The following is a 26,796-nucleotide window of genomic DNA, read 5'->3' on the forward strand; positions in this document are numbered from 1 at the left end:
CGACTCGATGCGGTCGAGCGCGGCGGCCAGCGCCGTCGCGCCGTCCGGACCGATGCCGTTGCCGCCGAGGCCGAGGCGGACCGGACGCGCCGGGTCGCCCGCGGCGGCCAGCGCGGCCGCGCCCTCGTCGCCCAGGTGGTTGGCCGGGAGGTAGAGCTCTCGTACGCCCGCCTCGGTGATCAGCGTCGCCAGCAGCGGCGCGGCGCCGGGCCCGAGGCCGTTCCCGCCGAGGAACAGCCGCTCCAGCGGCACGTCGCGGCTGGTGAGCGCGGCGACCAGCACCTCCAGCGAGGCCATGGACAGGCCGGTGTTGACCAGGTCGAGCGTGCGCAGCGTGCTGTTCCAGGCGAGCATCTGCGCCAGCGCCCGCACCCCCGCCTCGCCGACCGGGTTCCGCTTGAGCCACAGCGCCCGGACGCTTTGATCGCCGCTCAGCCGGTCGGCCAGCGCCGCCGTGCCCTCGGGGCCGATGCGGTTGCAGCCGAGGTAGAGGGTGCGCAGGCGGTGGTCGCCGGTGAGCGCGCCCGCGACCGCGCGGGCCCCCTCGTCGCCGATGGCGTTGGTGCCCAGCAGGAGGTGGACGGCGTGCGGCGACGCCGTCGCCACCGGCAGCAGCCGGGCCACGCCGGGGGCGCCCAGGCCCTGCTTGCACAGGTCGACCCGGCCGTCGGGACGCAGCGCGCCGAGCGGGAAGACCTCGTCGGCCGCGACCGCGCGGGTGTCGGCCAGCCGCGCGAGCAGCGGGTCGAGGGCCGCCGCCTCGGCCAGGGGGACGTCGGGGTGCTCGATCGCCGGGCAGCGTACGGGCACAGGCTTCACGGTCACCACTCCACCGATCGGTAGTCCTTCAGGAAGAGTCCGGAGACGGGGTCGCCGCCGACCCCCCGGACGACGGGGTCGTACACCCGCGCGGCCCCGTCGATCACGTCGAGCGGCGGCCGGAAGCGGCTCGCCGCCCTCTCCGGGTGGGGCCGCTCGTCGGTGCACCACCCGGTGTCGACGCTGTTCATGTGGATGCCGCTCGCGGCGTAGTCGGGGGCGGCGGTCCGGGTGAGCATGTTCAGCGCGGCCTTGGCCATGTTGGTGTGCGGGTGGCGGACGGTCTTGTTCTCCCGCGAGAAGCTGCCCTCCATCGCCGACACCTGTACGACGTACCGGTCGGGGTGCGGCGAGGCCTCCAGGAGCCCCCGCAGCCGCGAGGTCAGCAGGAACGGCGCGAACGAGTTCACCAGCTGGACCTCCAGCCACTCGGCGGGGTCGACCTCGTGCAGCCGCAGGCTCCAGCTGTTGCGGTCGCGCAGGTCGAGCGGCTCGCCGGTCTCGTCGAGCAGCCCGGCGGGGAAGAGCGACTCGAGCTCGCCGCCTGAGGTGATCTCGTGCGCGACCCCCGTGGCGATCGCGGTGCCGGTCGTACGGCTGATCCGGGCGGCCAGGCCCTCCGGCGGAAGGCTCTCCGCCGCCGCCACCTCACGGTGGTAGGCCGCCGGGCGGCGGATCGTCTGGGCCGCGTTGTTGACCAGGACGTCGAGGTGGTCGAACCGCTCGTGCACGGTCTCCAGCAGACCCGCCACCCCGGGCAGGTCGAGCAGGTCGACACCGTGGACGTGCAGCCGGTCGAGCCACTCGGCCGCGTCGGGGACGGCGGCGTAGCGGCGGGTCGCGTCGGCGGGGAACCGGGTCGTCACGAAGACCTCGGCGCCGTCGCGCAGCAGCTTCAGCGCGGTCTGGAAACCGATCTTCACCCGGCCGCCGGTCACCAGCGCCCGGCGTCCGCGCAGGTCACAGCGGGCGGTGCGGCGGGCCAGGTTCTCCTCGGCGCACTCGGGACAGAGCAGGTGGTAGACCGAGTGGGCCAGGTCGTAGGACGCCTTGCAGACGTAGCACCGCCGGGTCGCGGCCAGCGGCCGTAACGCCGTGGGCGGGGCGACCGGCGGAGCGGAGTCGGGGTTCTGGTTGCGGTGGCGCTCGGTGGCGGCGTTCACGACGTCGTCGTGCCGGCGGCGGTCGGCGTTGCGGGCCGACTTGCGGGCCTTCTTGCCCGCCCGGTAGACCTGCGCGGCGGCCTCCCGCACCGGCGCCCAGCGCTCGTCGTCGGGATCGGCCGCGCGGGCCTCGGCCAGGACACGCAGGCAGGTCTCCACGTCAGAAGCCATGCGCGTCCCCCTCCGGCAAAAAAGGTGACACGGCCGACCGGATTCGAACCGGCGTCCTCCGCATCGCTTTGGGGCGCGACGACCTCTGCGCTACGACCGTGTCGCCGGAAGGTTAGCGCACATCTCCGACATTCCAGATCTTGTCCATCGAATCCCGGGGGCCGACGAAGACCAACGTGTCATTCCTCAGACTTCCGGCACATGCTGCTTAACCTGGGAAAACAGTTCGCTTCCGGGGGAGAAGACCATGCGCAAGTCGCCACACATCACCTCGCTGGGGAAGGTCCGGCCCACGTTCGAGAACGACCTGGGCTCGGTCACCGTGGTCGACGAGAAGGTCCTGCCGATCCTCGACCGGCTCTCGCTGAAGAGGGTCATCCTGGAGCCCGGCGCGATCCGCGAGCCGCAGTGGAACGTCAACGCCAACCAGCTCGCCTACGTGGTCTCCGGCACCGTCCTGGTCTCGATCCTCGGCAACGCCGACGCGTTCTCGTCGTTCGTCGTACGGCCGGGGCAGATGTACCACGTCGAGTCGGGCGCGGTTTACCACATCGAGAACATCGGGCCCGACCGCGCCGAGCTCGTGCTGGCCCTGCGCAGCGAACGGCCGCAGCACTTCTCGGTGCGCGACAGCTTCACCGCGATGACCGACGCCGTGCTCGGCAACACCTTCGACCTCCAGGCCTCGGCGTTCGCCGCGTTCGACCGGTCGCCGGCCCAGCAGATCGTGCGGCGCACCGGCCCGGCCGAGGTGACGCCGACCGCCAAGCTGCCCAACGCCAAGCTGTTCGACGTCGAGAGCCAGGCGCCGGTGCTGACCTACTCCTACGGCGACGCCCGCATGGCGCGGGGCCAGTTCTGGGCCGCCCTCGACGACATCTCCATGTACTCCCTGCGCATCAGGGAGAGCGGCATGCGGGAGCCGCACTGGCACCCGGTCACCGCCGAGATGGGCTATGTCGCCAAGGGCCACGCCCGGATGCGGGTCCTCGACCCGGACCTCAGCCTCGACGAGTACCTCCTCAGTCCCGGCGACCTCTATTTCGTGCCGCGCGCCTTCCCGCACCACATCGAGGTCATCGGCGACGAGGACATCCACTTCCTCATCTTCTTCGACCAGCCGATGCCCGCCGACATCGGTTACAAGGCCACCGCGACCGCGTTTTCACGCGAGGTCCTCGCCGCGAGTTTCGCCATTCCCGAGAGAGAACTCCCGCAATTCCCGTTCACCCCGATCGACCCGCTCATCGTGCCGCGCGGCAATCCCCGCGACCCCGTGGGCAAATGACGCCAGCAGGAAAAGCGTCACGGTGAGCCGGAGGTCGGCGTCCAGGAGAAAGGAGACGGCGGCCAGCGCGGCGCAGACCTGGATTCTGGCGCGGACGGTCATCAGAGCAGCATCGTGATCGGCAGCGAACAGCCCAGCAGGGCGACGACCGCCGCCGCGGTGCCCGCGATCCAGGTGGTGAGGGGCGCGTTCACCAGCGGGCCCATCAGGTCGCGGTCGCGGCAGAAGTACACGAGCAGGAACAGCACCACCGGAACGCCGAGCGAGATGACCACCTGGCTCAGCACCAGCAGGTCGGTGAGCGGGACCCCGGACAGCAGCGCCAGCACGGCCGGGGTCATCGTCACGATCCGGCGGGCGTGGACGGGCACCCGCACGTTCAGGAACCCGCGCATCACGACGTCGCCGGCGAGCGTCCCGATCCCGGACGACGACAGCCCCGACGACAGCAGCGCGACGGCGAACGCCAGGGCGGCGAACCCGCCCGCGCGGGCGGCCAGTTCGGCGTGGGCGGCCGACAGGTCGCCGGTCCAGGTGCCGCCGCTGGCCACCCCGAGCCCTGCGCCCAGCGCGATCATCGACACGTTGATGACCGTGGCCACGCCGAGCGCCAGCGAGCAGTCCCACCGCAGGATCCGCCGCACCAGCGCGGGCTGCGCGCGGGCCGCATCGGTCGTCATCCCGCGCCCCTGCACCAGGGCCGAGTGCAGGTAGACGGCGTGCGGCATGACCGTCGCGCCGACGATGCCCATCGCCAGCAGCAGCGCCCCCGCCCCGCCCAGGCTCGGGATGAGCCCGGCCGCCAGGCCGCCCGCCGACTGGTGCCCGGTGGCCAGGATGTCGTAGCCGACCCCGGCCCCGACGAACATCAGCGCCGCCGCGCTCATCAGCTCGAACGGCCGGGTGCGCCCCTTGCGGCGCAGCTCCAGCAGGGCCAGCGAGATCACCGCCGTGGTGATCGCCGACAGCCACACGGGCATGCCGAACAGCAGCTGCATCCCGATGGCGGCCCCGACGAACTCGGCCAGGTCGGTGGCGAGCACGACGATCTCAGCCTGCCCCCACAGCAGCAGGCTGCCGCGCCGGCTGAACCGCTCGCGGCACAGCTCGGGCAGGTTCAGCCCGGTCGCCATGCCCAGCTTCGCCGCCTGGAACTGCACCAGGATCGCGACCAGGCTGGCCAGCACCACGACCCAGACGAGCAGGTAGCCGAGGGTCGCCCCGGCGGTGAGGTTGGTGGCCACGTTCCCCGGATCGACGTAGGCGATGGCCGCGACGAACGCAGGGCCCAACATGGGCGCCAGCGCGGGGACTTTCCGCGTTGATGGACGTATGCCGGATTTAGCGGGATTGGGGCGAGCAATCACAGTGATTTCCCTAATTGTTGGGTATTGGAAATCGCCACACCGAGTCAAATGTTCCCGCGATGGGTAAGCTGTGAAACTCGGCCCATTAATTGCGCATTTCCGATAAATCTGGATATGTTCGGTTAGTGACTCACGTGAGCGAGGCCTTCTATCGGGTGCTCCGCCACCACGGGGTGAAGGCGGTGTTCGGCAACCCCGGCTCCAACGAGCTGCCCTTCCTCACCGGCCTGCCCGACGACCTCCCCTACTACCTGGCCCTCCAGGAGGGCGCCGCCATCGCGATGGCCGACGGCTTCGCCCAGGCCAGTGGCACGACGGGCTTCGTCAACCTGCACGCCGCCTCCGGCACCGGCAACGCCATGGGCTGCCTCACCAACGCCGCCGCCGGTCACACCCCGATGGTCGTCATGGCAGGTCAGCAGGCCCGCCGCTACGTCCCGGTCGGCGCGATGCTCACCAACGCCGACGCCACGAAGCTCACCGACCCGCTGGTCAAGTGGTCGGGCGAACCCCTCCGCCCCCAAGACGGCCCCGCCCTGCTCTCCACGGCGCTGCTGCTCGCCGCGAGCGCGCCGCGCGGCGTGACGTACCTGTCCGTCCCGCTGGACGACTGGGACGAGCTCGCCGACGAGCCCGCGCTCACGGGCCTGCTCGACCGGAGCGTCGAGGGGACGCCGGTCGTGCAGGCGGTCGGCGAACTCAAGGACGCGCTGAACCGCGCCGACACTCCCGTGCTGGTCCTCGGCCCGGGAGCCGACACCGACGACGGCTTCGAGGCGGCCGTCGCGCTGGCCGAGAAGGCCTGCCTGCCGGTCTGGATCGCCCCGAGCGCGCCCAGGGCCCCGTTCCCCACCCGCCACCCGAGCTACCGGGGCGTCCTGCCGTCGGCCGCCGGCGCGGTCGCCGACATCCTCGCCGCCCACGACCTGGTGATCTGCGTCGGCGCGCCCGTCTTCCGCTACCACGCCCCGAGCCGGGTCGGCTTCCTGCCGCCGGACACGCGCCTGTACGCCGTCACCGACGACCCCGGCGAAGCGGCCCGCGCCCCGATGGGCCGGTTCCTGATCGGCGACCCGGCCGACGCCCTGGTGCGGCTGCTCGACACGTGCGACAAGAGCGACCGGCCGCTGCCGAAGGGCCGCCTGCTCCCCGACGCCGAGCCCTTCACCGCCGAGGCCATCCTCGACGCCGTCGACCACGGCAAGCCCGACAACGCCGTGATCGCCTTCGAGTGGACCTCGGCCGACCTCCTCAGAGACCGCCTCACGATCACCCGCCCGACGTCGCTCTTCTACCCGGCGGCGGGCGGCCTCGGCTGGGGCCTCCCGGCCGCGATCGGCCTGTCGCTGGCCCGCCCCGATCGCCCGGTGCTCGCCCTAATTGGCGACGGCGCCATGCACTACACCCCCTCGGCGCTGTGGACCGCCGCCCGCCACCACGTGCCGGTCACGTTCGTCATCTGCGCCAACCACCGCTACCGCGCCCTGGAGGAGTTCGCCGACCTGCTGCGGGTCCCGCACGGCGACTACCTCGACCTCGGCGGGATCGACCCGCTGGCGATCGCCCGGGGCTACGGCCTGCAGACCCACCACGCCGAGACGCTCAAGGACCTCACCGAGTTCGTGCACGAGGGAGTCCACGCGGAGGAACCGCGCCTCGTGCTCGTCGACCAGCGCTGATCTTTGGGGGAAAGCCGTGTCGAAGTCGCTCCTCGCCGTCGTCATGATCCTCACGGGCGTCGCCCCGGCCCACGCCGCCGAGGCGGCCGTGCGGCAGGTGTGCCCGGTCAAGCCCACCGTCGTCCTGGTCCACGGCGCGTGGGCCGACACCTCCAGCTGGGCCGGCGAGGTCCAGGAACTCCAGCGGTCGGGCTACACCGCCCGCGCGATCGGCAACCCGCTCCGCGACCTGACGAGCGACGCCCAGACCGTGCGCGACTTCCTCGACACGGTCCAGGGCCCGGTCGTCCTGGTCGGCCACTCCTACGGCGGTTCGGTCATCACCAACGCGGCCACCGGCGACCCCGACGTCAAGGCACTGGTGTACGTCGACGCCGCCGCCCCCGCGGCCGGCGAGAACACCATGCAGCTCAGCGGGGCGGGCTCGGCCCTGGGCGGAAAGCCGGAGACCCTCTACGACCAGGCCGCCGCGCCCGGCACGACCGCGAAGGACCTCTACCTGAAGAAGGACGTCTTCCAGAACTCCTTCGCCCAGGACCTGCCGAAGACCCGGTCGGCCGAGCTGTGGGCGGGGCAGCGGGCCGCCTCGACGGCCGCGTTCATGACCCCGTCGAAGGAGCCCGCCTGGAAGACCATCCCGTCGTGGTACTTCATCGCGAGCGGCGACAAGATCATCGTCCCCGACTCGCAGCGCGCGATGGCCAAGCGCGCCAAGTCGAAGGTCACCGAGTTCGACGGTGGCTCCCACCTCGCCCTGGTCTCCCACCCGGAGGCCGTGACCCGCGTGATCGAAGACGCGATCTGCTCGCTTCGCTGACCACGTACAGGAACGCGGCCACGGCCATCCACGCCGCCAGCGCGACGACCAGCACCAGCCAGGAGGGCAGGCGGGTCGCCAGCAGCCAGACGCAGACGGCGAACGCCGTCAGGCCGCCGGCTCCGAAGATGGCGCCCATGGCGTCCTTGGCGGCCGGGCCGCGCTTGTGCTCCTCCTCCTCGATGAGCGTCAGCGTGGCGCCGAGGATGGCGGGGAAACCCAGCCAGACGCCTCCGGCGAGCGGCCCCCACCGCTCGCCGACCAGGCCGGCGACCACCGAGATGGCCGCGCCGAACACGAACCTCACCGCGAGGTCGCGCACCCGGGTGTGCCGCAGCCGCGACGCCCGGAACGTCACCTTCACGAGATCACCGTCCAGCCCAGCCAGGCCACGGCCGCCCAGAGGACCAGCGCGCCCGTCGAGCCCTTGAGCGCGCCGAACCGGCGGACCAGCGGGACCGCCAGCGCGCAGTACGCCACCAGCGCCACCCCGCCGGCGACCATGCCGAGACCCGACTCCGCCAGCTCCCGCCGCCCGTCGCTCAACGCGGTGATGACCATCCCCCCGATGGCCACGGCCGGAGCCGCGGCGAAGATGCCCGCGAACCGCTTCGGCGAGGTCGCCTCCCCGAGCAGCGCGAAGCACATCACGAGGACGCCCCCGAACACCCCCCGGGCCACGATCAACCACACGTCGTCCATGGAGGACCGTTGCCCGCTGGGGTGCTGCGATCAGGTCACGGGCGGGGTAATTCGGTTTTACCGGCGGCTGGTCGACTCCCGGACGACCAGTTCCGGTTCGACCGTGCGGCGTTCGGAGGTGTCGTGGCCGACCATCCGGTTCAGCAGTAACTGGAAGGCCTGGCGGCCGAGTGTGGCGAAGTTCTGCCGGACCGTCGTGAGCGGCGGCCAGAAGTGGGCCGCCTCCGGGACGTCGTCGTAACCGACCACGCTGACGTCTTCGGGCACGCGGCGGCCGGCCTCGCGGAAGGCCCGCATGAGGCCGAGCGCCATCGGGTCGTTGGCCACGAACACCGCCGTCACCGACGGGTCGCGCGACAGCCGTTTGCCCTGCTCGTAACCGCTGTTCGCGGACCAGTCGCCGGCCAGCGGCGGCGGGATCTCGCGACCGCGCAGCGCGTGCCGCCAGCCCTGCATGCGGTTGTTGGCGTCGATCCAGTTGGCCGGGCCGCTCAGGTGGTGGACGGTCTCGTGCCCGAGTTCGAGCAGGTGCCGGGTGGCCCTGACCGCGCCGGCGTGGTGGTCGACCGCAACGGCCGGCACCGACAGCCGCTCGCCGCCGCCGACGTCGACCACGGGCAGATCGGGCGGCAGGTCGCGCAGGCCGTCGGCGGCCGACTCGTGGGGGACGATCACGATGACGCCGTCGACAGACTGCTGACGCAGCCGGTCGACGCCCTCGGCGATGGACCGCCGGGTCATCGCCTCGAGACTGGCGATGTTCACCAGGTAGTCGTGTTCGCGCGCGGCGCGCTCGATGGCGTAGAGGGTGGAGGCGGGCCCGTACAGAGTCGTGTCGAAACTCACCACTCCGAGCACGCCCGAGCGGCCCGTCACGAGGGAACGGGCCGCGAAGTTGGGCCGGTAGCCGAGCTCCTGGACGGCCGCGAGAACCCGCGCGCGGGTCTCGGGGCGCACCTTCTCCGGAGCGTTGAGGACGCGGGAGACGGTCATCGCCGAGACGCCCGCGAGGCCGGCGACGTCTTCGAGAACGGCCGCTTTGGTGCGTTCGGCCGGCTCGCCGCCGGGGGAAGTGGTCATGGGATCCAAGCCTATGACCTAACGCGCGGCACGCCGCTTGGCCCATACATCGAATGCCACCGCCGCCAGCAGCACGACGCCCTTCACGAGCATCACGCGCTCGCTCGGTGAGCCGATGAGGGACATGCCGTTGTTGATCACACCCATGATGAGACCTCCGGTGATCGCGCCCACTACCTTCCCGACGCCGCCCTGCACCGCCGCGCCGCCGATGAACGCCGCCGCGATGGCGTCGAGCTCGAAGGTGTTGCCGGCGGTCGGTCCGGCCTGGTTCAGCCGGCCCGCGAAGATGACCCCCGCCAGCGCGGCCAGCACGCCCATGTTGACGAAGATCCAGAACACGACCTGCTTGACCTTGATGCCCGACAGCACCGCCGCCTGGAGGTTGCCGCCGATGGCGTAGATCTGCCGCCCGAACACCGCGCGGTTCGTGAGCAGCGAGTACGCCAGCACGAGCAGGGCCAGCAGCACCAGCACCCACGGCAGGTTCCGGAACCGGGCCAGCTGGACCACCACGAACATGATGACCGCGGCGGCCGTGACGATCTTCAGCAGGAAGACCGGCAGCGGGTCGACGGCCTGGTGGTAGCCGAGCCGGGCGGTCCTGGTGCGCCACTGCGACAGTGCCATGCCCCCGACGACCAGGACGCCGACGAGCAGCGAGAACAGGTCCGCGCCGCCGAGCGCCCCCAGCCCGATGTTGCCGAAGAAGCCGTCGGTGAACCCGTTGGAAAGCGTCCTGACGGGGTCGGGGAAGGGGCCGATGCCCTGGTTGCCCAGCACGGTCAGCGTCAGCGCCCGGAACAGCAGCATGCCGGCGAGCGTGACGATGAAGGCCGGGATCCCGAAGTAGGCGATCCAGAACCCCTGCCAGGCCCCGATCAGCCCGCCCGCGACGAGGGTGAGCAGCAGCGCCACGGGCCACGGCACGCCGTAGTCGACCATCAGCACCGCGGCTATCGCGCCGGTGACGGCGACGACGGATCCGACCGACAGGTCGATGTGCCCGGCGATGATGATCAGGATCATCCCGATCGACAGGATCAGGATGTAGGAGTTCTGGACGATGATGTTCGAGATGTTCTGCGGCTGGAGGAGCGCGCCCTCGGTGAGGATCGTGAACAGCACCACGATCAGCGCGAACGCGATGTAGATCCCGCTCTGCCGGATGTTCAGCGAGATCCCGAACACCGTCGTCCGGGCCGGACCGGCCGAGTTCGGTGGCCCGGCCGGAGCGGTCGGGACGTCTGTGGGGGAGATGCTGCTCATCGGGTTGGATCCTTGCTCGTCAACGTCGTCATCAGTGTCATCAGGCGTTCCTGGGTGGCCTCGTGCCGGGGGAGTTCGCCGGTGATGTGACCGGCCGACATGGTGTAGATGCGGTCGCACAGGCCCAGCAGTTCGGGCAGTTCCGACGAGATGACCAGCACGGCCTTCCCGGCGTCGGCGAGGCGGTTGATGATCGAGTAGATCTCGTACTTGGCGCCCACGTCGATGCCCCGGGTGGGCTCGTCGAGGATCAGGACGTCGGCGTCGGTGAAGATCCACTTCGACAGGACGACCTTCTGCTGGTTGCCGCCGCTCAGCTTCCCGGTCACGCTCAGCACGCTCGGGGCCTTGATGTTCATGTCGTGGCGGAAGCCCTCGGCGACGCGGTACTCCTCGTTGTCGTCCACCCAGCCGCGCCGCGCCAGCCGCCCGAGGTCGGCGGCGGAGATGTTGCGTTTGATGTCCTCGATCAGGTTCAGGCCGTAGCGCTTGCGGTCCTCGGTCGCGTAGGCGATGCCGTGGCCGATCGCGTCGCGGACGCTCTTGATCTCCACCTGCCGGCCGTCACGGTAGACCCGGCCGGAGATGTCGACGCCGTAGGACCGGCCGAAGACGCTCATCGCGAGTTCGGTCCGGCCCGCGCCCATCAGCCCGGCCAGGCCGACGATCTCGCCGTGCCGTACCGACAGCCCGGCCCCGGACACCACCACGCGGTCGCGCTGGACGGGGGAGTGCACGGTCCAGTCCTCGATCCGGAACGCCTCCTCGCCGATCGACGGCTCGTGCGGCGGATAGCGGTGTTCCAGGTCGCGGCCGACCATGCCCGAGATGATGCGGTCCTCGGTGACGTCGTCGGCGCCCATGTCGAGCGTCTCGATCGAGCGGCCGTCGCGCAGGATGGTGACCCGGTCGGCGATCGCGGCGATCTCGTTCAGCTTGTGCGAGATGATCACGCAGGTGATGCCCTCGGCCCGCAGGCCGCGCAGCAGGTCGAGCAGGTGGGCCGAGTCCTCGTCGTTCAGCGCGGCCGTCGGCTCGTCGAGGATGAGCAGCCGCACCTCCTTCGACAGGGCCTTGGCGATCTCGACGAGCTGCTGCTTGCCGACGCCGATGTCCGAGACGGTGGTGACCGGGTTCTCGGGCAGGCCCACCCGGTCCAGCAGGGTCCGCGCCTGGTGGTTCGTGCGGTTCCAGTCGATCAGGCCGCGCCGGGACCGCTCGTTGCCCAGGAAGATGTTCTCCGCGATCGACAGCTGCGGGCAGAGCGCCAGCTCCTGGTGGATGATGACGATGCCCCGCTGCTCGCTGTCGCGGATGCCGGCGAACCGGCACTCCTGGCCGTCGAAGGCGATCTCGCCCTCGTACGAGCCGTGGGGGTAGACCCCCGACAGCACCTTCATCAGGGTCGACTTCCCGGCGCCGTTCTCACCGCAGATCGCGTGGATCTCACCCCGGCGCACGGACAGGTTCACGTCCTGGAGCGCCCGTACGCCGGGGAAGGTCTTGGTGATCTCCCGCATGCGCAGGATGTCGTCGGTCATTGCAGTTCGGAGGCCTCGTAGTAACCGGAGTCGACCAGCGTCTGGGTGTTGGACTTGTCGACGATGACCGGGTCCAGCAGGTACGACGGGACCACCTTGTTGCCGTTGTCGTAGTCCGTGGTGTTGTTGACCTCCGGCTTGCCGCCCTTCAGGACGGCGTCGGCCATCTTCACGGTCACGTCGGCGAGCTGGCGGGTGTCCTTGTAGATCGTCGAGTACTGCTCGTCGGCGAGGATCGACTTGACCGAGGCGAGCTCGGCGTCCTGGCCCGTGACCACCGGGTACGGCTGCTCAGAGGTGCCGTAACCGTTGGACTTCAGGGCCGACAGGATGCCGATCGACAGGCCGTCGTAGGGGGACAGCACGCCGTCGACGTGGTCGCCGCCGCTGTAGGTCTTGGTGAGGATGTCCTCCATGCGCTTCTGCGCGGTCGCCGGGTCCCAGCGCAGGATCGCGACCGTCTTGAAGTCGGTCTGACCGCTCTTCACGTTCAGGACCTTCTTGTCGATGTACGGCTGGAGGACCGACATCGCGCCGTTGAAGAAGAACGTCGCGTTGTTGTCGTCGGGCGACCCGGCGAACAGTTCGACGTTGAGGGGACCCTTGGTCGAGTCGTCCACCTTCAGGCCCTTGAGCAGCGAGGTGGCCTGCTGGACGCCGACCTTGAAGTTGTCGAAGGTGGCGTAGTAGTCGACGTTGGGGGAGTTGCGGATCAGCCGGTCGTAGGCGATGACCGGGATCTTCTTGTCGGCCGCCTGCTGGAGCTGGGTGGTGATGGCGGTGCCGTCGATCGAGGCGATGATCAGGAGCTTGGCGCCCTTGGTGATCTGGTTCTCGATCTGGTTGATCTGAGTGGGGATGTCGTTCTCGGCGTACTGGAGGTCGACCTGGTAGCCGAGCTTCTCCAGCTCCGCCTTCACGTTGTCACCGTCGGAGATCCAGCGTTCCGACGACTTGGTGGGCATCGTCACCCCGACCAGCGACCCGGCGGGGCCGGCGGCGGCCGACTGGGAGGCCTCCGCGTCAACGGTCTTCTGGGTGGACCCGCACGCGGCCAGTGTGGTGGCCAACAGGAGAGCGGCGGCGATCCGGGGGAATCTCACGTGCGTCATGCGAAGACTGTTATCGCTAACATAAAACGTGTCAATAGCTCGTTATGAAACCGAGTCAACGGAATGGGAGCGTTACCATCGCTTGATCGCCGACGGGACTGCTGCTACAACGACGGAACCCCCCAGAAATACGGTGTTCCGTGCAACAGTCGATCCTCACCACCGTCGCGCTCCCCGCCGCACTCGCGCTCATCATGTTCGGGCTGGGCCTGTCTCTCACCCTGCGCGACTTCGCCGACGTCGCCGCCCAACCCAAGGCCGTCGTGATCGCCCTGGTCGCCCAGGTGCTGATCCTGCCCGCCGTCTGCTTCGGCCTGGTCGTCGTCTTCGACCTCGAACCGCTGCTCGCGGTGGGCATGATGCTACTCGCCGCCTCGCCCGGCGGAACCACCGCCAACCTCTACAGCCACCTGTTTGGCGGCGACGTCGCGCTGAACGTGACGCTGACCGCCGTCAACTCGGTGCTGGCCGCCTTCACCCTGCCCCTCGTGGTCAACCTGTCGATCGGCCACTTCGTCGAAGGCGGCGGCGAACTCGGCCTCCAGGCCGACAAGGTCCTCCAGGTGTTCGCGCTGGTGCTGATCCCGGTCGTGATCGGCATGCTGGTCCGCGCCTGGAAGCGGTCGTTCGCCGACCGCGCCGACAAGCCGGTCCGCATCGCCTCGGCGGTCGTGCTGGCCGCCGTCATCGTCGGCGCGATCGTGCAGGAGCGCGAACGGCTGCTCGACCACCTCGCCTCGGTCGGCCTCGTCGCGGTGCTGTTCTCGGCGATCAGCCTGACCATCGGCTACTGGCTGCCCCGCCTGTTCCGCGTCGGCCGCCGCCAGGCGATCGCCTCGGGCATGGAGATCGGCATCCACAACAGCACCCTGGCCATCACGATCGCCCTGAGCCCGACCCTGCTGAACAACTCGACGATGTCGATCCCGCCCGCCGTCTACGGGGTGCTGATGTTCGGCACCACGCTGGTCTTCGGCTACGCGGTCAGGGGTTCGTCCAGATCCGGGCCAGTGTCGCCGGAAAAGGGATGACCTCAGGCTCCGACAGCAGTTCGCGCAGCCGCCGGTCGAACTCCGGGAGCCGCGTGCCGAAGCGGTGCCGGGTCGAACTCGACATCGAGTAGACCTCGGCGATCCGGGTCTCCGGGTCGCGGGTGAGGGTGCCGGCCGTCCGCATGGTCAGCCGCTTCGGGCCCTGCCAGCCCGCCGCCGCGATGATCTCCTCCTCGTCGCCGAGGCGCGGCACGCGGTATTCGCCGAGGAACTCGGCGATCAGTTCCTTGACCTGCGGTGGGATGCGGCCGGGCCGGTGCATCTCGGAGACCAGCACCAGGTGGCCGCCGGGCCGGACGAAGGTCCGCAGCCGGCCGGACATCAGCGCGCGGTCGGTCCAGTGGAACGACCGGCCGAACACCACAGCGTCGAGTTCGCCCGGCTCGAACGCCAGGTCTTCGGCCCGCGCGCGCAGCCAGGTGAGCGACGGGTCGCGGCGGCGGCCCCGCGCCAGCATGTCGGGGTCGGGGTCGACGCCGAGCACCCGTCCGCAGAAGGGGGCCAGCGCGACCGCGAGCAGGCCCGGCCCGCAGCCGATGTCGGCCACCACCGACTCGGGACCCAGGCCCAGCTCCTTCGCGAGGACCTCGGGCAGCTGCGCGGCGTAGGGAAGGCGGCCGAGCTCGTAGTAGTCGGCGGCTCCCTTGAACAGATCGTCATCCCGCGGCGGCACGGCGTCCTCCTTCCGGTCAGAGATCCAGTCCATCACAATCGGTCCATGACACACGAAGTACGCGGCGTGGTGGCCCGGGCCAAGGGCGCCCCGGTGACGCTGGAGACGATTCTCGTGCCCGACCCGGGCCCGGGAGAGGCGCTGGTCAAGGTGGAGGCGTGCGGCGTCTGCCACACCGACCTGCACTACCGCGAAGGCGCGATCAACGACGACTTCCCGTTCCTGCTCGGCCACGAGGCGGCCGGCGTCGTCGAGGCGGTCGGCGAGGGGGTCACCGAGGTCGAGCCCGGTGACTTCGTGATCCTGAACTGGCGCGCGGTCTGCGGCCAGTGCCGGGCCTGCCTGCGCGGCCGCCCCTGGTACTGCTTCAACACCCACAACGCCACCCAGAAGATGACCCTCGCCGACGGCACGGTGCTGTCCCCGGCCCTGGGCATCGGCGCGTTCGCCGACAAGACCCTGGTCGCCGCCGGGCAGTGCACCAAGGTCGACCCGGCCGCCGGCGCGGCCGTCGCCGGGCTGCTGGGCTGCGGCGTCATGGCCGGGTTCGGCGCGGCGATGAACACCGGCAACGTCGGCCGCGGCGACTCCGTCGCCGTCATCGGCTGCGGCGGCGTCGGCATCGCCTCGGTCATGGGCGCCCGCCTGGCCGGCGCGGCGAAGATCATCGCGGTCGACATCGACCCCCGCAAGCTCGAATGGGCGAAGAACCTCGGCGCGACCCACACGGTCGACTCCTCCTCGGCCGACCCCGTCGAGGCGATCCGCGACCTGACCGGCGGCAACGGCGCCGACGTCGTGATCGACGCGGTCGGCATCCCGAAGACGTACGAGCAGGCCTTCTACGCCCGCGACCTGGCCGGCACCGTGGTGCTCGTCGGCGTGCCGTCGCCGGAGATGCGCCTGGACCTGCCGCTCCTCGACGTGTTCGGCCGGGGCGGCGCGCTCAAGTCGTCGTGGTACGGCGACTGCCTGCCCACCCGCGACTTCCCGATGCTGATCGACCTGCACCTCCAGGGCCGCATCGACCTGGCGGCGTTCGTGTCGGAGGAGATCCCGCTCGACGGGGTCGAGGCGGCGTTCGAGAAGATGCACCACGGCGACGTGCTCCGGTCCGTGGTGGTCTGGAAGTGACCCGGATCGACCACGCCGTCACCTCGGGCACCTTCAGCCTCGACGGCCAGACCTTCGACGTCGACAACAACGTGTGGGTGCTCGGCGACGACGCCGAGTGCGTGGTGTTCGACGCGCCCCACGACGTCGACGCGATCCTGAAGGTGGTGGCCGGCCGCCGGGTGACGGCGATCCTGGCCACCCACGCCCACGACGACCACGTCCGCCAGGCCCCGGCACTGGCCGAGGCGACCGGCGCGCCGATCCTGCTCCACCCCGACGACCTGCCGGTGTGGCGGCTCACCCACCCCGACCGCGCCCCCGACGGCGAACTGGCCGACGGTCAGACGATCGAGGTGGGCGGGACGACGCTGACGGTCCTGCACACGCCGGGGCACGCGCCCGGGGCGTGCTGTTTCCACGCGCCGGACCTGGGGGTCGTCTTCACGGGCGACACCCTGTTCCAGGGCGGCCCGGGGGCGACGGGCCGGTCGTTCTCCGACCACGACACGATCGTGGCGTCGATCGCGGCCAAACTGCTGACCCTGCCGCCGGAGACCGTGGTGAAGACGGGCCACGGGCCCGACACGACGATCGGCGCGGAAAGCCACTGAGGTGCCACGCCGGTCGGATACGCCGAGGCGGGTCCGACCGGCGTGACGTCCGCACGGCGCCCGCCTCTCCCGCGCGCGCCGCGAACAGGTGTTTCGTACAGACCGGTGCGCCATGTCACGGAAAAGGATCTTTACAGTCACCGTGACGAATGTGATGATCAGCCGGTTTTTGAAACTTCTGTTCGAAAGGCCGGTATTGAAGATCTCACGATTAGCGTCGGGCAGGTTCGCCCGGACGCGCCGCCAGGTTGCCCTGGTCATGGTGCTGACCCTGCCGCTCTCGCTGATGACCGTCCCCGCGAGCGCCGAGCCGCTCACGCAGCCGCCGACGGCCCCGTTCGCGACGCCGCCCAAGCTCCCCGATTCGCCCGCCGAGTTGGCGCTGACCCAGGCCAAGAAGGACAACCGCCGCGTCGAGATCGAGTCGATGCGCTCCGAAAGCGCCACCTACTACGCCAACCCCGACGGCAAGACGGTGCGCATGGAGCTCAGCACCGAACCGATCCGCGTGCGGACCGCCGACGGCAGGGGTTTCACCCCGATCGACACCACACTGGTGGCGAAGGGCGGCGTCATCACGCCGCAGGCGGCGGCGGGCAGCCTCACGCTGTCCGACGGCCAGGACAAGACGCTGCTCAAGGCCGGAGCGGTGAAGATCACCACGCCGTCGGTTCTCCCCGAGCCCAAGCTGAAGGGCGACACCGCGACCTACGCGGACGCCTACGGGCGAGGCCGTGATCTGCAGGTGGTCGCGACGGCGTCCGGTTTCCGGCAGAAGATCGTCATCCGTCAGCGGCCCACCGGCCCGGTAACCTTCCGGGTGCCGATGGACCTGCCCGAAGGGCTTTCCTTCAAGGACCGAGCCGACCGGCCCACGATCGTCGATGCGAACGGCAAGAAGATCACCGAGGTGCGTCCCACCATGCTGCGCGACGCCAAGGCCGCCGACTCCACCGGTGCGATCGACACGGGGCGGACCGGCAGGGCCGACGTCGCCCTCGCAGATGACGGCAGGACTCTGGTCTTCACCCCGGACGCCGCTTTCCTGGCCGATCCGGCGGTCACCTACCCGGTGACCCTGCTCGCCGCCGCCGACGACTGGTATGAGGGCCACACCGGTCAGTGGGGCGACGGCGGCATGGACACGTGGATCAACGACGTCGACTACCAGGAGAGCTGGAACACCTTCACGCAGGACCAGATCGTGGTCGGCAAGTCGTACGCCAGCAACGTCGCCAAGCGCTGGCGCGGGTACCTGGAATTCCCCGACATTCCCGAAACCTTCGCGGGCGCCACCGTGGACAACGCCGACCTGCACCTGTGGAACTACCAGTCCAATGAGTGCGGCATCTCGGTCTACTCGGGCGTCACCGCCCGGCGCATCACCTCGGACTGGGACGAGCTGGACCTGGAATGGGGCAGTCAGCCGACCGTCACGAACACGGGCGCGGACACCGAATACGGCGCCTACGGCGACGACTGCACCGGCTCGATGGGCTACGCCTGGGATCTGACCCACTCACTCAACGGGATCGTCCAGGCATGGATCGACGGAGCCACCAACTACGGCATCCGGCTGACCGCCGGCAACGAGTCGGACCTGCGGAACTGGCGTCGCTACCGCTCCGAGGACGCGGGCGGTTGCCGCACGGCGCCGTTGGAGGACTGCAAGGGGCAACTCCATCCGCCCATCCTGACGGTGGACGTCGAGCTGCCGGAACCACCTCGCCGCGAAACGGTTGTCATCACCTCGAGTGAGCCGCTCACCTCGATCCCCGAGTACGAGGAAGCGCTGACCCGATCGGTGTACCTCCCTGAGCCCGGAGAGGTCGTCCCGGCGATGACAGAGGAGTTGGTGTCGGCCAACGCTCAGCTCAGAGACGGCGAAGGATCTCTCATCGGCACGGACATGCTGTCCCCGGCCGATCCCGGCGAGGCTGACGACGCCGGCCCCCAGGATGGTGAGGACACGGTCGCGCCCAAGGTCGTGTCGACCGAACCGGCCGACGGTGCGATCGAGGTTCCGCTGGATTCCCCGGTTCGGGTGACGTTCAGCGAGCCGGTGGCCGAAGTCGACATCGTTCTGAAGGACGCTCAGGGCGTGGCGGTCGCGGGAAGTTCCGAGTACGACCCGGCAGAGGTCGTGACCTTCACTCCGGCGCAGGCACTGAAGCCGGGCACGACGTACACAGCCGAGATCGATGGGGCGATCGACCTGTCGGAGAACTGGATGGGGTCCCACACCTGGTCGTTCACCACCGTGAATCAGGTCGCGGGGCACTGGACGTTCGACGAGGAAGACGGCCGTACGGCCGCCGACTCCTCCGGCCACGATCATCACGCGAGCCTGACCGAAACCGCGTCGTGGATCGCCGGCAAGGACGGCGGCGCGATCTCGAACCAACCTTCCCAGGCGCGGATCGCCGCCGCGGGTGAGGCGGCCCGATCGCAGAAGCCTGTTGAGGTGACCGACGAGACGACCGCCACGAGCATCATGTACGCGCTACCGGACGGTACGTTCCGCAGCGAGTTCACCGCCGGTCCGATCCGCGTCAGGCAGGGTGAGGGCTGGGTGCCGATCGACACCGGCCTAGTCGAACTGGACGGCATGCTCAAACCCAGGGCCGTGGCCGCAGGGGTGTCCACGCGGATCTCCACTGGCGGTTCGGGCCAGTTCGTCACGATGAGCACCGACGATGGCGACTCATACGGCCTGCGCTGGCCGACCCCGCTGCCCAAGCCAACCGTCAAGGCGAACGTCGCCACCTACCCGGATGCCGCGGGCAAGGGCGCCGACCTCGTCGTCACGGCGTTGCCGACCGGCTTCCGTCACGACGTGGTCCTGCGGGAGCGTCCGGCCAAACCGCTGGAGATCCACATCGGCGTGGAGACCGGGGACCTGGCGCTGACCGAGGGCAAGGGCGGCCGTCTGCTGCTGTCCGATGGCAAGAAGCTGGTGGCGTCGGCGCCGCGGCCGGTGATGGTCGACGCGTCCAAGGCCAACCGCGAGGCGATCGCCGCCGACGTGGTGACCGAGGCCGGCAAGACCGAACTGGTGCTCAAACCCGACCACGGCTTCCTCTCCGACCCGGACACCGAGTACCCGGTCCGCGTGGACCCCACCATCACGCTGCCGGCCAACGACGACGTGGACGTGTGGGCCTCCAACGTCTCCGGATGGCCCGCCGATCCCACCGCACCCCAGCTGGCGGCGGGCCGCTACTACGGTGAGTTCACCCGGACCCACCTGCGCTTCTCCACCGCCGATCTGGCCGGTGCCACGGTGACCAACGCCAAGCTCGCGCTGACCACCATCGAGTCCGACCCCTGCGGGACCCAGGCCGGTGCCGGCATCCAGGTCCGCCGCCTGACCGGAAGCTGGAGCGAGACCGCTCTCACCTGGGGCAACAAGCCCGCGAGCACCACCGAGGACGCCGTCACCAACCGAAACGGCGTCGGTATGTCATGCGACGGCGAGCCCGGACCGATGGAGTGGACGATCACCGGGATCGCCCAGGACTGGGCGTCCGGCGCCGCCAACCACGGACTCGTGCTGATGCAGCCGAACGAGACCCAGACCACCCAGAACTATCGCATCTTCGCCTCCAGCGAGGACTACATCAGCTGGGGATCGCAGCCGACGCTCACCGTCATCACGGCGGGCCCGGCCTCGGCTCCGGCGATCGGCGCGCTGTCCGCCACCCCCGCCCAAGTCGTGAACGGCACCACGACCATCACCTCGCTCACCCCGGTGCTGGCGGGAACCCTCACCGACGCCGCGGGCGGGAACCTCACGGGACAGTTCGAGATCGAACACAACGGCGCCCAGATCTGGGCCGGTGATTCGCCCGCCGTCGCCTCCGGCAACCAGGCCCTCGTCACCGTCCCCGCCGGGAAGCTGACCGACGGCCTGCAGATCCGCTGGCGGGCGCGGGCGGCCTCGGCCACCGTCCAGTCGGCGTGGTCGGCATGGCAGCAGGCCGTGGTGGACGTGCCGAACCCGACCGTCGGCCAGTTCCAGGTCACGCCCTCCTCGCAGGCGAACGTCACGACCAGCCTGACCCCGACCCTGCACGCACTGGTCACCGACCCCGCCGCCCAGCCGCTCCGCGCCGAATTCGAGGTGGAGGGCGGTGGCCAAACCTGGACGGGAGCCGTCACCGGAGTGGCCTCCGGCACTCAGGCCACCGTCACCGTCCCCGCCGGGACCCTGACCGACGGCTGGCAGGGACGCTGGCGAGTCCGCGCGGTCAACACCGACACCACGATCGGCTCGCCCTGGTCGGACTGGCACGACCTCACCGTCGACCTGCCCGATCCCGTCTCGGAACCCGCCGTGGCCGCCCTCCAGGTCAGCCCATCTGCGCAGGTGAACGGTGCCACGGTGACCTCCACCCGGACTCCGTCGCTGCTCGTCCAGGTCGCCGACCCGGCAGGCAAGCCGCTGCGGGCCGAAGCCGAGATCGAGCACGACGGCGCCCAGATCTGGACCGGCGCCGCCGACAACGTCCCGGCCGGCACTCAGGCCGGCATCCCCGTCCCGGCGGGCACGCTGACCGATGGCTGGCAGGTGCGCTGGCGGGCCCGCGCCCTCTCGGCCACGGCCACCTCGGCGTGGTCGGACTGGCAGACCCTCACCGTCACGGTGCCCAAACCCACCGCCACCGGCGCGGCCCTCACCCCGTCCAAGGTCGTGGACGGCGCCACGGTCACCACCACCCTCACACCCAGACTGACCGCCACCCTCACCAACCCCACCGGCCAGCCGCTCCGCGCCGAGGCCGAGATCGAACACGACGGCGCCCAAGTGTGGACCGGCGGGGTGGACGGCATCGCCTCCGGCGCCCAGGCCACCATCACGGTCCCGGCGGGGGAGCTCACCGACGGGTGGCAGATCCGCTGGCGCCTGCGCGCCGTCGCCGGCCAGGACGCCTCGCCATGGTCGGACTGGCAGCAGGTGACCATAGACGTCACCCAACCCGGCGAGGAGCCGCTGGCCCAGACCGACGGGCCGGTGATCAACACTGACCAGAGCTTCACCGTCGCCGCCTGGTCGCGCTGGAGCGACAAGGACGGCGACTTCACCCTCGCCGAGCAGAAGGGCACCCACCAGGCACCCTTCCGGCTGGGCAACACCCCTGGCGACGGCCTGGTGTTCACCCTGACCAGCGCCGACACCGCCAACGCGACCACCGAGGGCGTGCTCTCCGGCGTCGAACCACCGGTGGACGAATGGTTCCACCTGGCCGGTGTCTATGACGCCACCGCCGGAACCGCTTCGCTCTATCTCAACGGAGCTCTCGTTTCGACTGCTCCGGTGAGCTTCCCCGCCTGGCACGCGGACAGTCCGACGACATTGGGCAGCAAGGTCAGGGGAGACCTCGACGATCTACGGTTGTTCCAGCGGCCCCTCGACGCCACCGAGATCGCCGCGCTGGAGACGGGTCCGGTGGCCTCTCGGAGCAAGGCGCCGATGATGCAGACCGCCATGTCGAACACCGGCGGCGATTTCGACTACGAGCGGGTGAACCTGCAGAACTGCCAGGTCAGCGGAACCGAAACCGGTTATGCGGTGTACGACGCGCGGATCCGCGAGAAGCCGTACAACTCATGCTGGTCTTCGTATCTCTATATGCAGGACTACGAGGAGGATGATTCGACGGGGAGAATGAAGAAATCGTTCTGCAAGAGCTTTATCAGGCACCGGATCGCACAGGGGTTGTGCGGTGTCGGTGAGGAGCTCTTCGACGACGACTACGCTCTCCGATTCCGCGCGACCTGGGTCATGGACGCCTATCTCGGCGACGCGACGGGGAACTCGGTGGTGGATGGTGCCGGTACCGGCATCAAACCGACCGACATCAGGGTCTGGTTCATGATCGACGAGTTCGCCATCGTCGATGACGACGGAAGTGTCGTCGTTCCGGGGTCGGCGTTGAGCGGGCTGCCGATTTCGTTGGAGATACGCCCGCAGACGGGCACCTTCAGTGACGGTAGCTGCGAAGCCGATCACGAGACGAAGACGAAGGACATCTCGGCGTGGCGGACCAGTCCGTGGGAGCTGTTCAAGGTCTCGGCCACCGTCGATCCTTCGGATGCGTTCATCTGCACCATCGCGCCATACATCATCATTGATGACAGTGGAATTTTCGATATCGAAATAAAGGCATGGAGCGACAAGGCTCTCGACAGCGAGGGCAAAGTGGTCGGGATTCGGCGGCACGGGGTCGGGGCGCCTCACTTCCTGAGCTGGGTGCCGAACTTCCGCTGCGACAGCCTGAAGTTCGGCGCCAACAACCCGGATGTCCCCGACCGGTTCCGTGGCTGCATCAACACCAGGGCGAAACGTGTATTCGTCATGTCGAAGAGCGATGACAGTGAATTCATCGAGATCATCGATCATATCGAGGACGCTCTAGAGGAGAACAATTCCCATCTCCAGCCCCCTCTTCGTCCCGGGCATGACTGGAGTAGGCCGGGCTATCCGCCCACGCGAAAGCCGGTGGGCGGCAGGCAGAACAAATTCATATACGGCAACTGGGCGGCACCCAGGTATGATGAAGACGGCGATGACGATCGTGGAAAGCCCTTGGTTCGCGGCACGCCCGGAGAAACGCCTGACGTGAACAGGAAGCATTTCTCGAGAATCAATCTTCATATGGACGTGGGAACCGTTGACGAGATGAACTGGTTGATCTCGCCTCCGCTCAACGACCCGAACGCGACCGAAGAGGAAATCAAGAAAGACAAGGCGAAACGTGCTCGCGAGGCCGCAAGCATCAACCTCTGCAAGTACTATATGCCGGAGAAGTATAATCCGCCGTACCGGGCGGACAAGATGCCTTACAAAAAATCCACGGCATGTGACGAGTATCCGTTCGCCTCGACGATCAACGGGGCCGCCTATGCTGAAGGTCATTATTCCATCCGGGCCGTGAACGGTAGACAGAACAAACTCCAGGGCGACGAGCTCCTCGCATTCTACGGAGACTATCGGGTGGGTGCGGATAATCCGTTCTGGGTGCTCATATCGCCGTGATGTGAGCCTGATATGAAAAGGGGCGGGAAGTGGTATGTTGGCACTTCCCGCCCTTTGTCTCGGAAGCTGGATGGTCCCTGTGTCCGCTTTTCCTCCAGAGAATCAACTGCGTGTCCTGGCCGAACACGGCATCTATGACTCCTTCATGGCGCACTGGGTCAGCGTCGAGGACGTTTACGAAGTGGCCCGGCGGCTCGACGCCGACCCGGAGAAGGCGGTGAGGTGTGATTTCCACGCCGCACGATCGTCCGAAACCAGGACCCGCACCGGTTCTCGGCGGCGGGCCTGGATCGCCCGGCTCGCCGCAGGCTGGTCGCTGATCGTTTACCTCGACGGCTTGATGCCGGATTCGGATCCGCTCAGCCTGGGAGGGCAGCGGGTCTTCGATGTCGCGTGCATCACCGGGCTCGACGAGATCGACGAGCTCTTCTACACCCATGACGGTGTGAGTACGGGCACCCTCTACGACGAGGAGGAGTACCGCGTCCACTGGGCCGATCTGACCTACGACGTCAGCACGACGGCCGGGCAACTGGAGGAGTATCTGACCGTCCTGGGCAGAGTCTCCGGACGTTTTCTCGACCGTGACTTCTTCTCATCACAAGGACTGATGATCGACGTCAAATGACCCGGGAATGTGTCGCATGTGATGTTCGTGTGAAGTCACAGCGAGGCTCCCACTCCGACGATGGCCAACGTCAGCCCGCCCACCGAGAGGATCGCGCCGGCTATCGCCGCGACGCGGCGGCCCGGGAGGCGGGCCCAGTACATGAGCACGTAGGGCAGGAAGCCCAGGCCGCCCAGCCCGACCCCCGCCAGGCTCAGCGCGGCCAGCACGCCCTTGGTGCCCGTAGGCACCGCCCGGTCGCCCTCGGGGGTGAGCTGGGCCGGGGTGACCTCGCCGGTCTCGGAGTCGGGGGAGGCGTGGACCGCGATCGACGGGCCGCCGGAGGCGGGGGTGAAGACGCCGTCGCAGTCGTAGCGGCCCTGGCCCAGGGTCACGCACGACGTCACGGTCAGCGTGCCGGGGGTGCCCTCCTGGCCGGTGGCCAGCAACAACGATGGGACCGAGCCGTAGATGGACAGGCCGCACACGGCGAGCCAGCACAGGATCAGGACGATCTTCCCGATGGGGCCGGGGCCCGGAGTCTTGCTCATGTGGCCCAGTTTGTCTGGGACGACTTGTACGGGTCTTGTAACGTACTTTGCCCTAGAAAGTATGATCTTGGCGTCCCGGACTTTTCCGTACAGGGAGCCGAAATGGCCGACGAATACACGAATCCGCGTGCCGACTACGCGGCCAGACTCAATACGAACACGCCGCACGCGGCGCGCATCTGGAACTACTGGATGGGCGGCAAGGACAACTACGCCGCCGACCGCCAGGCGGGCGACGCGGTCGCGTCGGTCTACCCCGACATCGTCACGATGGCCAAGCAGTCGCGGAAGTTCCTCATCCGCACGGTGAAGTGGGTGGCCGAGGAGGGCGGCGTCACCCAGTTCCTCGACATCGGCACCGGCCTGCCCACCATGCAGAACACCCACGAGGTCGCCCAGTCGGTGCACCCCGACGCCCGGATCGTGTACGTCGACAACGACCCCATGGTCCTGGTGCACGCCCGCGCCCTGCTGGTCAACACCACCCCCGAGGGCGTGACGACCTACGTCGAGGCCGACTACCACGACCCCGAGCTGATCGTCGCCGACGCCAGGAACGTGCTCGACTTCACCAAGCCGATCTGCGTCATGTTCATGGGCGTGCTCGGCTACGTCGAGAAGCTCGACGAGCTGAAGTCGATCGTCGACCGTGTCATGGCCCACGTCCCGTCGGGCAGCTACATGATCTTCTGGGACAGCTCCGAGGGCGACGAGATCGGCGACGGGGCCGACAAGCTGGTGGAGTCGGGCGGCGTGCCCTACTACCTGCGCAGCGTCGAGGAGCTCAAGTCGGTCTTCGAGGGCCTGGAGTTCGTCGAGCCCGGTCTGGTCCCGCTGTCGCAGTGGCACCCGACCGAGTACGAGCGCCCCATCGACTCCTTCGGCGGCGTGGCCCGCAAGCCGTAGGCATGCGAACGGCGGCCGGACCGGGCCGGCCGCCGTTTCGGTCGCGTCAGTCGTCGTCGTCGTCGGCGTCGTCGGCGTCGTCGGCGTCGTTCGCGTCGTTCGCGTCGTCGGCGTCGTCGGCGTCGTCCGCGTCGTTCGCGTCGTCGGCCTCGTCCGCGGGGGCCTGGACGACCGTGCCCTTCGCCGCGTCGACGTAGACCTCCTTGACGGTCCCGTCGGTGCCGGCCACCTCGATCTCCCAGGTCGTGCCGTCGAGATCGGACGAGACGACCCATCCGCCGGCGACCTGTCCCACCGCGGTGCGCTGGGCGGCGTCGACGAGCACCGTCGGCCTGGCGGGGGCCTTGTCGGGGGTCTCGGTGCTGTCGCTGTCGGCCGACGCGATCCCGACCCCGGTGACGCCGGCGGCCAGGGCGGCGGCGAGGACACCGGTGGCGATGGCGGTCTTCCTGCGCATATTCGTCTCCTTCTGATGCTTCGTGCTTGTTCCTCCACCATCGGGGACCCGGGCCTATCGAGGCCCTGCCGGTTTCCTAAGGATTTCCGAAGTCCACGATCACCCGTGCGCCCACCGGGCCGTTCCGGACGCTCAGCGACCCGCCGGACTCCTCGGCCGTCCGCCGGGCGATGTCCAGCCCCAGCCCGGTCGAGCCGGCGCCGCTGGCCCCCCGTTCCACCAGGCCGGGGTCGGGGAAGCCGGGGCCCTCGTCGCCGACGGTCAGCCGGGCGCCGCCGGGCCGTCCGGTGAGCTCGACCGCGAACGCGGTGCCCTCGGGGGTGTGCGCGAACACGTTCTCCAGCAGCAGGTCGACGAGCGCGGCCAGGTCTTCGGCGCGGACCGGGACGGGGAGGGGGCCGGGCGAGAGCCGTACCGAACGAGGGCGGTTCTGGTCGTCGGCCAGGGCCGACCAGAACGCGACCCGCTCGGCGACCACCTCCGCCGCGTCGCAGCCCGGCCCGCGTTCGGCGCCCGACCGGCGCGCCTCGGTGATGACCTGGGTGACCATCCGTTCGACGCTGGCCACGGCCGTGCCGACGCGGGCGGCGTCCTCGCGGTCGCGCATCGCGTCGACCTCCAGCCGCAGCGCCGTCACCGGGGTGCGCAGCCGGTGGGACAGGTCGGCGACCGACTCGCGCTCGCGCCGCAGCAGGCCGTCGATCCGCCCGGCGAGCTGGTTGAGCGCCGCGCCGACGTCGCGGATCTCCGGCGGGCCGTCGGGGGTCACCCGCGCG

At 69.4% G+C, this 26,796-nt stretch carries 22 protein-coding genes and 1 tRNA gene; 9 read left to right on the forward strand and 14 right to left on the reverse strand.

The annotated features are described in order from the left end of the window. The 3 genes from FDA94_RS36885 to FDA94_RS36895 all read right to left on the reverse strand — a co-directional run. Window positions 1-819, reverse strand: an 819-nt coding sequence (locus FDA94_RS36885; RefSeq protein WP_212735678.1) for a leucine-rich repeat domain-containing protein, incomplete at its 3' end; no start/stop codon positions are given. Window positions 820-821: 2 nt separating this feature from the next. Then, window positions 822-2,153, reverse strand: a complete 1,332-nt coding sequence (locus FDA94_RS36890) for an SDR family NAD(P)-dependent oxidoreductase (RefSeq protein WP_137251670.1) — start codon at window positions 2,151-2,153, stop codon at window positions 822-824. Window positions 2,154-2,181: 28 nt separating this feature from the next. Then, window positions 2,182-2,253 (reverse strand) — tRNA-OTHER (locus FDA94_RS36895). A gap of 147 nt (window positions 2,254-2,400) precedes the next feature. On the opposite strand from FDA94_RS36895, the gene FDA94_RS36900 reads away from it, so the two are divergent. Continuing rightward, the gene (locus tag FDA94_RS36900) at window positions 2,401-3,441 is read left to right on the forward strand and encodes a cupin domain-containing protein (RefSeq protein ID WP_137251671.1); all 1,041 of its coding nucleotides are present in this window, start codon (window positions 2,401-2,403) and stop codon (window positions 3,439-3,441) included. A 101-nt stretch (window positions 3,442-3,542) separates the two neighbouring features. On the opposite strand, the gene FDA94_RS36905 is transcribed toward FDA94_RS36900, so the two are convergent. After that, window positions 3,543-4,736, reverse strand: coding sequence for an Nramp family divalent metal transporter (locus FDA94_RS36905; RefSeq protein ID WP_137251672.1), 1,194 nt, complete (start codon window positions 4,734-4,736; stop codon window positions 3,543-3,545). Window positions 4,737-4,933: 197 nt separating this feature from the next. Between FDA94_RS36905 and mdlC the strand changes: the two genes are divergently transcribed. Both mdlC and FDA94_RS36915 read left to right on the forward strand, forming a co-directional pair. Further along, window positions 4,934-6,487, forward strand: a complete 1,554-nt coding sequence (gene mdlC, locus FDA94_RS36910; RefSeq protein ID WP_170991289.1) for a benzoylformate decarboxylase — start codon at window positions 4,934-4,936, stop codon at window positions 6,485-6,487. 16 nt (window positions 6,488-6,503) lie between these two features. Then, on the forward strand, window positions 6,504-7,304 hold the full coding sequence (locus FDA94_RS36915; protein ID WP_212735679.1) for an alpha/beta hydrolase: 801 nt from the start codon (window positions 6,504-6,506) through the stop codon (window positions 7,302-7,304). On the opposite strand, the gene FDA94_RS36920 is transcribed toward FDA94_RS36915, so the two are convergent. Genes FDA94_RS36920 through chvE form a run of 6 tightly spaced genes read right to left on the reverse strand, consistent with a single transcriptional unit; the run spans window position 7,210 to window position 13,008 of the window. Continuing rightward, window positions 7,210-7,668 (reverse strand): hypothetical protein, encoded by a 459-nt coding sequence (locus FDA94_RS36920; protein ID WP_137251674.1) that lies wholly within the window; start codon window positions 7,666-7,668, stop codon window positions 7,210-7,212. The genes FDA94_RS36915 and FDA94_RS36920 overlap by 95 nt on opposite strands. Continuing rightward, window positions 7,665-8,006, reverse strand: coding sequence for a DUF3147 family protein (locus tag FDA94_RS36925; RefSeq protein WP_137251675.1), 342 nt, complete (start codon window positions 8,004-8,006; stop codon window positions 7,665-7,667). Before FDA94_RS36925 ends, FDA94_RS36920 begins: the two co-directional genes overlap by 4 nt. A 57-nt stretch (window positions 8,007-8,063) precedes the next feature. Further along, on the reverse strand, window positions 8,064-9,086 hold the full coding sequence (locus FDA94_RS36930) for a LacI family DNA-binding transcriptional regulator (protein ID WP_062331394.1): 1,023 nt from the start codon (window positions 9,084-9,086) through the stop codon (window positions 8,064-8,066). An 18-nt stretch (window positions 9,087-9,104) separates the two neighbouring features. Next, on the reverse strand, window positions 9,105-10,355 hold the full coding sequence (mmsB, locus tag FDA94_RS36935) for a multiple monosaccharide ABC transporter permease (protein ID WP_137251676.1): 1,251 nt from the start codon (window positions 10,353-10,355) through the stop codon (window positions 9,105-9,107). Beyond that, complete coding sequence (gene mmsA, locus FDA94_RS36940; protein WP_137251677.1) at window positions 10,352-11,896, reverse strand: multiple monosaccharide ABC transporter ATP-binding protein; 1,545 nt, start codon at window positions 11,894-11,896, stop codon at window positions 10,352-10,354. The genes mmsB and mmsA overlap by 4 nt, the downstream gene beginning before the upstream one ends. Beyond that, a complete protein-coding gene (gene chvE / locus FDA94_RS36945) occupies window positions 11,893-13,008 on the reverse strand; it encodes a multiple monosaccharide ABC transporter substrate-binding protein (protein ID WP_137251678.1) in 1,116 nt (371 codons plus the stop codon). The genes mmsA and chvE overlap by 4 nt, the downstream gene beginning before the upstream one ends. Before the next feature lie 140 nt (window positions 13,009-13,148). Here chvE and FDA94_RS36950 point away from each other — a divergent pair, with 140 nt between their 5' ends. Further along, window positions 13,149-14,039 carry a bile acid:sodium symporter family protein gene (locus FDA94_RS36950; RefSeq protein WP_137251679.1) on the forward strand — a complete coding sequence of 297 codons (891 nt, stop codon included), beginning with the start codon at window positions 13,149-13,151 and terminating at the stop codon, window positions 14,037-14,039. Here the strand turns inward: FDA94_RS36950 and FDA94_RS36955 are convergent. Further along, on the reverse strand, window positions 13,993-14,733 hold the full coding sequence (locus tag FDA94_RS36955) for a class I SAM-dependent methyltransferase (protein WP_170991290.1): 741 nt from the start codon (window positions 14,731-14,733) through the stop codon (window positions 13,993-13,995). The two genes, FDA94_RS36950 and FDA94_RS36955, sit on opposite strands and share 47 nt — an antisense overlap. 45 nt (window positions 14,734-14,778) lie before the next feature. On the opposite strand from FDA94_RS36955, the gene FDA94_RS36960 reads away from it, so the two are divergent. From FDA94_RS36960 to FDA94_RS36975, 4 genes are all read left to right on the forward strand, one after another. Beyond that, entirely contained in the window at window positions 14,779-15,867 is a 1,089-nt protein-coding gene (locus tag FDA94_RS36960) for an S-(hydroxymethyl)mycothiol dehydrogenase (protein ID WP_137251681.1), read from the forward strand. Window positions 15,868-15,872: 5 nt separating this feature from the next. Beyond that, on the forward strand, window positions 15,873-16,460 hold the full coding sequence (locus tag FDA94_RS36965) for an MBL fold metallo-hydrolase (RefSeq protein WP_425460202.1): 588 nt from the start codon (window positions 15,873-15,875) through the stop codon (window positions 16,458-16,460). Between the two features lie 142 nt (window positions 16,461-16,602). Next, window positions 16,603-23,499, forward strand: a complete 6,897-nt coding sequence (locus FDA94_RS36970; protein ID WP_170991291.1) for a DNRLRE domain-containing protein — start codon at window positions 16,603-16,605, stop codon at window positions 23,497-23,499. 34 nt (window positions 23,500-23,533) lie between these two features. Further along, the gene (locus tag FDA94_RS36975; protein ID WP_137251684.1) at window positions 23,534-24,127 is read left to right on the forward strand and encodes a hypothetical protein; all 594 of its coding nucleotides are present in this window, start codon (window positions 23,534-23,536) and stop codon (window positions 24,125-24,127) included. 35 nt (window positions 24,128-24,162) lie between these two features. Here FDA94_RS36975 and FDA94_RS36980 read toward each other — a convergent pair whose 3' ends face one another. After that, complete coding sequence (locus FDA94_RS36980) at window positions 24,163-24,657, reverse strand: hypothetical protein (protein ID WP_137251685.1); 495 nt, start codon at window positions 24,655-24,657, stop codon at window positions 24,163-24,165. Window positions 24,658-24,759: 102 nt separating this feature from the next. On the opposite strand from FDA94_RS36980, the gene FDA94_RS36985 reads away from it, so the two are divergent. Further along, window positions 24,760-25,563: an SAM-dependent methyltransferase gene (locus tag FDA94_RS36985; RefSeq protein WP_137251686.1), complete on the forward strand. Its 804-nt coding sequence runs from the start codon at window positions 24,760-24,762 to the stop codon at window positions 25,561-25,563. A 46-nt stretch (window positions 25,564-25,609) separates the two neighbouring features. Here FDA94_RS36985 and FDA94_RS36990 read toward each other — a convergent pair whose 3' ends face one another. Together FDA94_RS36990 and FDA94_RS36995 are read right to left on the reverse strand one after the other, a co-directional pair. After that, window positions 25,610-26,020: a PepSY domain-containing protein gene (locus tag FDA94_RS36990; protein ID WP_137251687.1), complete on the reverse strand. Its 411-nt coding sequence runs from the start codon at window positions 26,018-26,020 to the stop codon at window positions 25,610-25,612. Window positions 26,021-26,096: 76 nt separating this feature from the next. Further along, a partial coding sequence (locus FDA94_RS36995) for a sensor histidine kinase (protein ID WP_137251688.1) occupies window positions 26,097-26,796 on the reverse strand: 700 nt, incomplete at its 5' end.

It is taken from the genome of Herbidospora galbida (assembly GCF_005233835.1).
GTDB classification, from domain to species: domain Bacteria; phylum Actinomycetota; class Actinomycetes; order Streptosporangiales; family Streptosporangiaceae; genus Herbidospora; species Herbidospora galbida.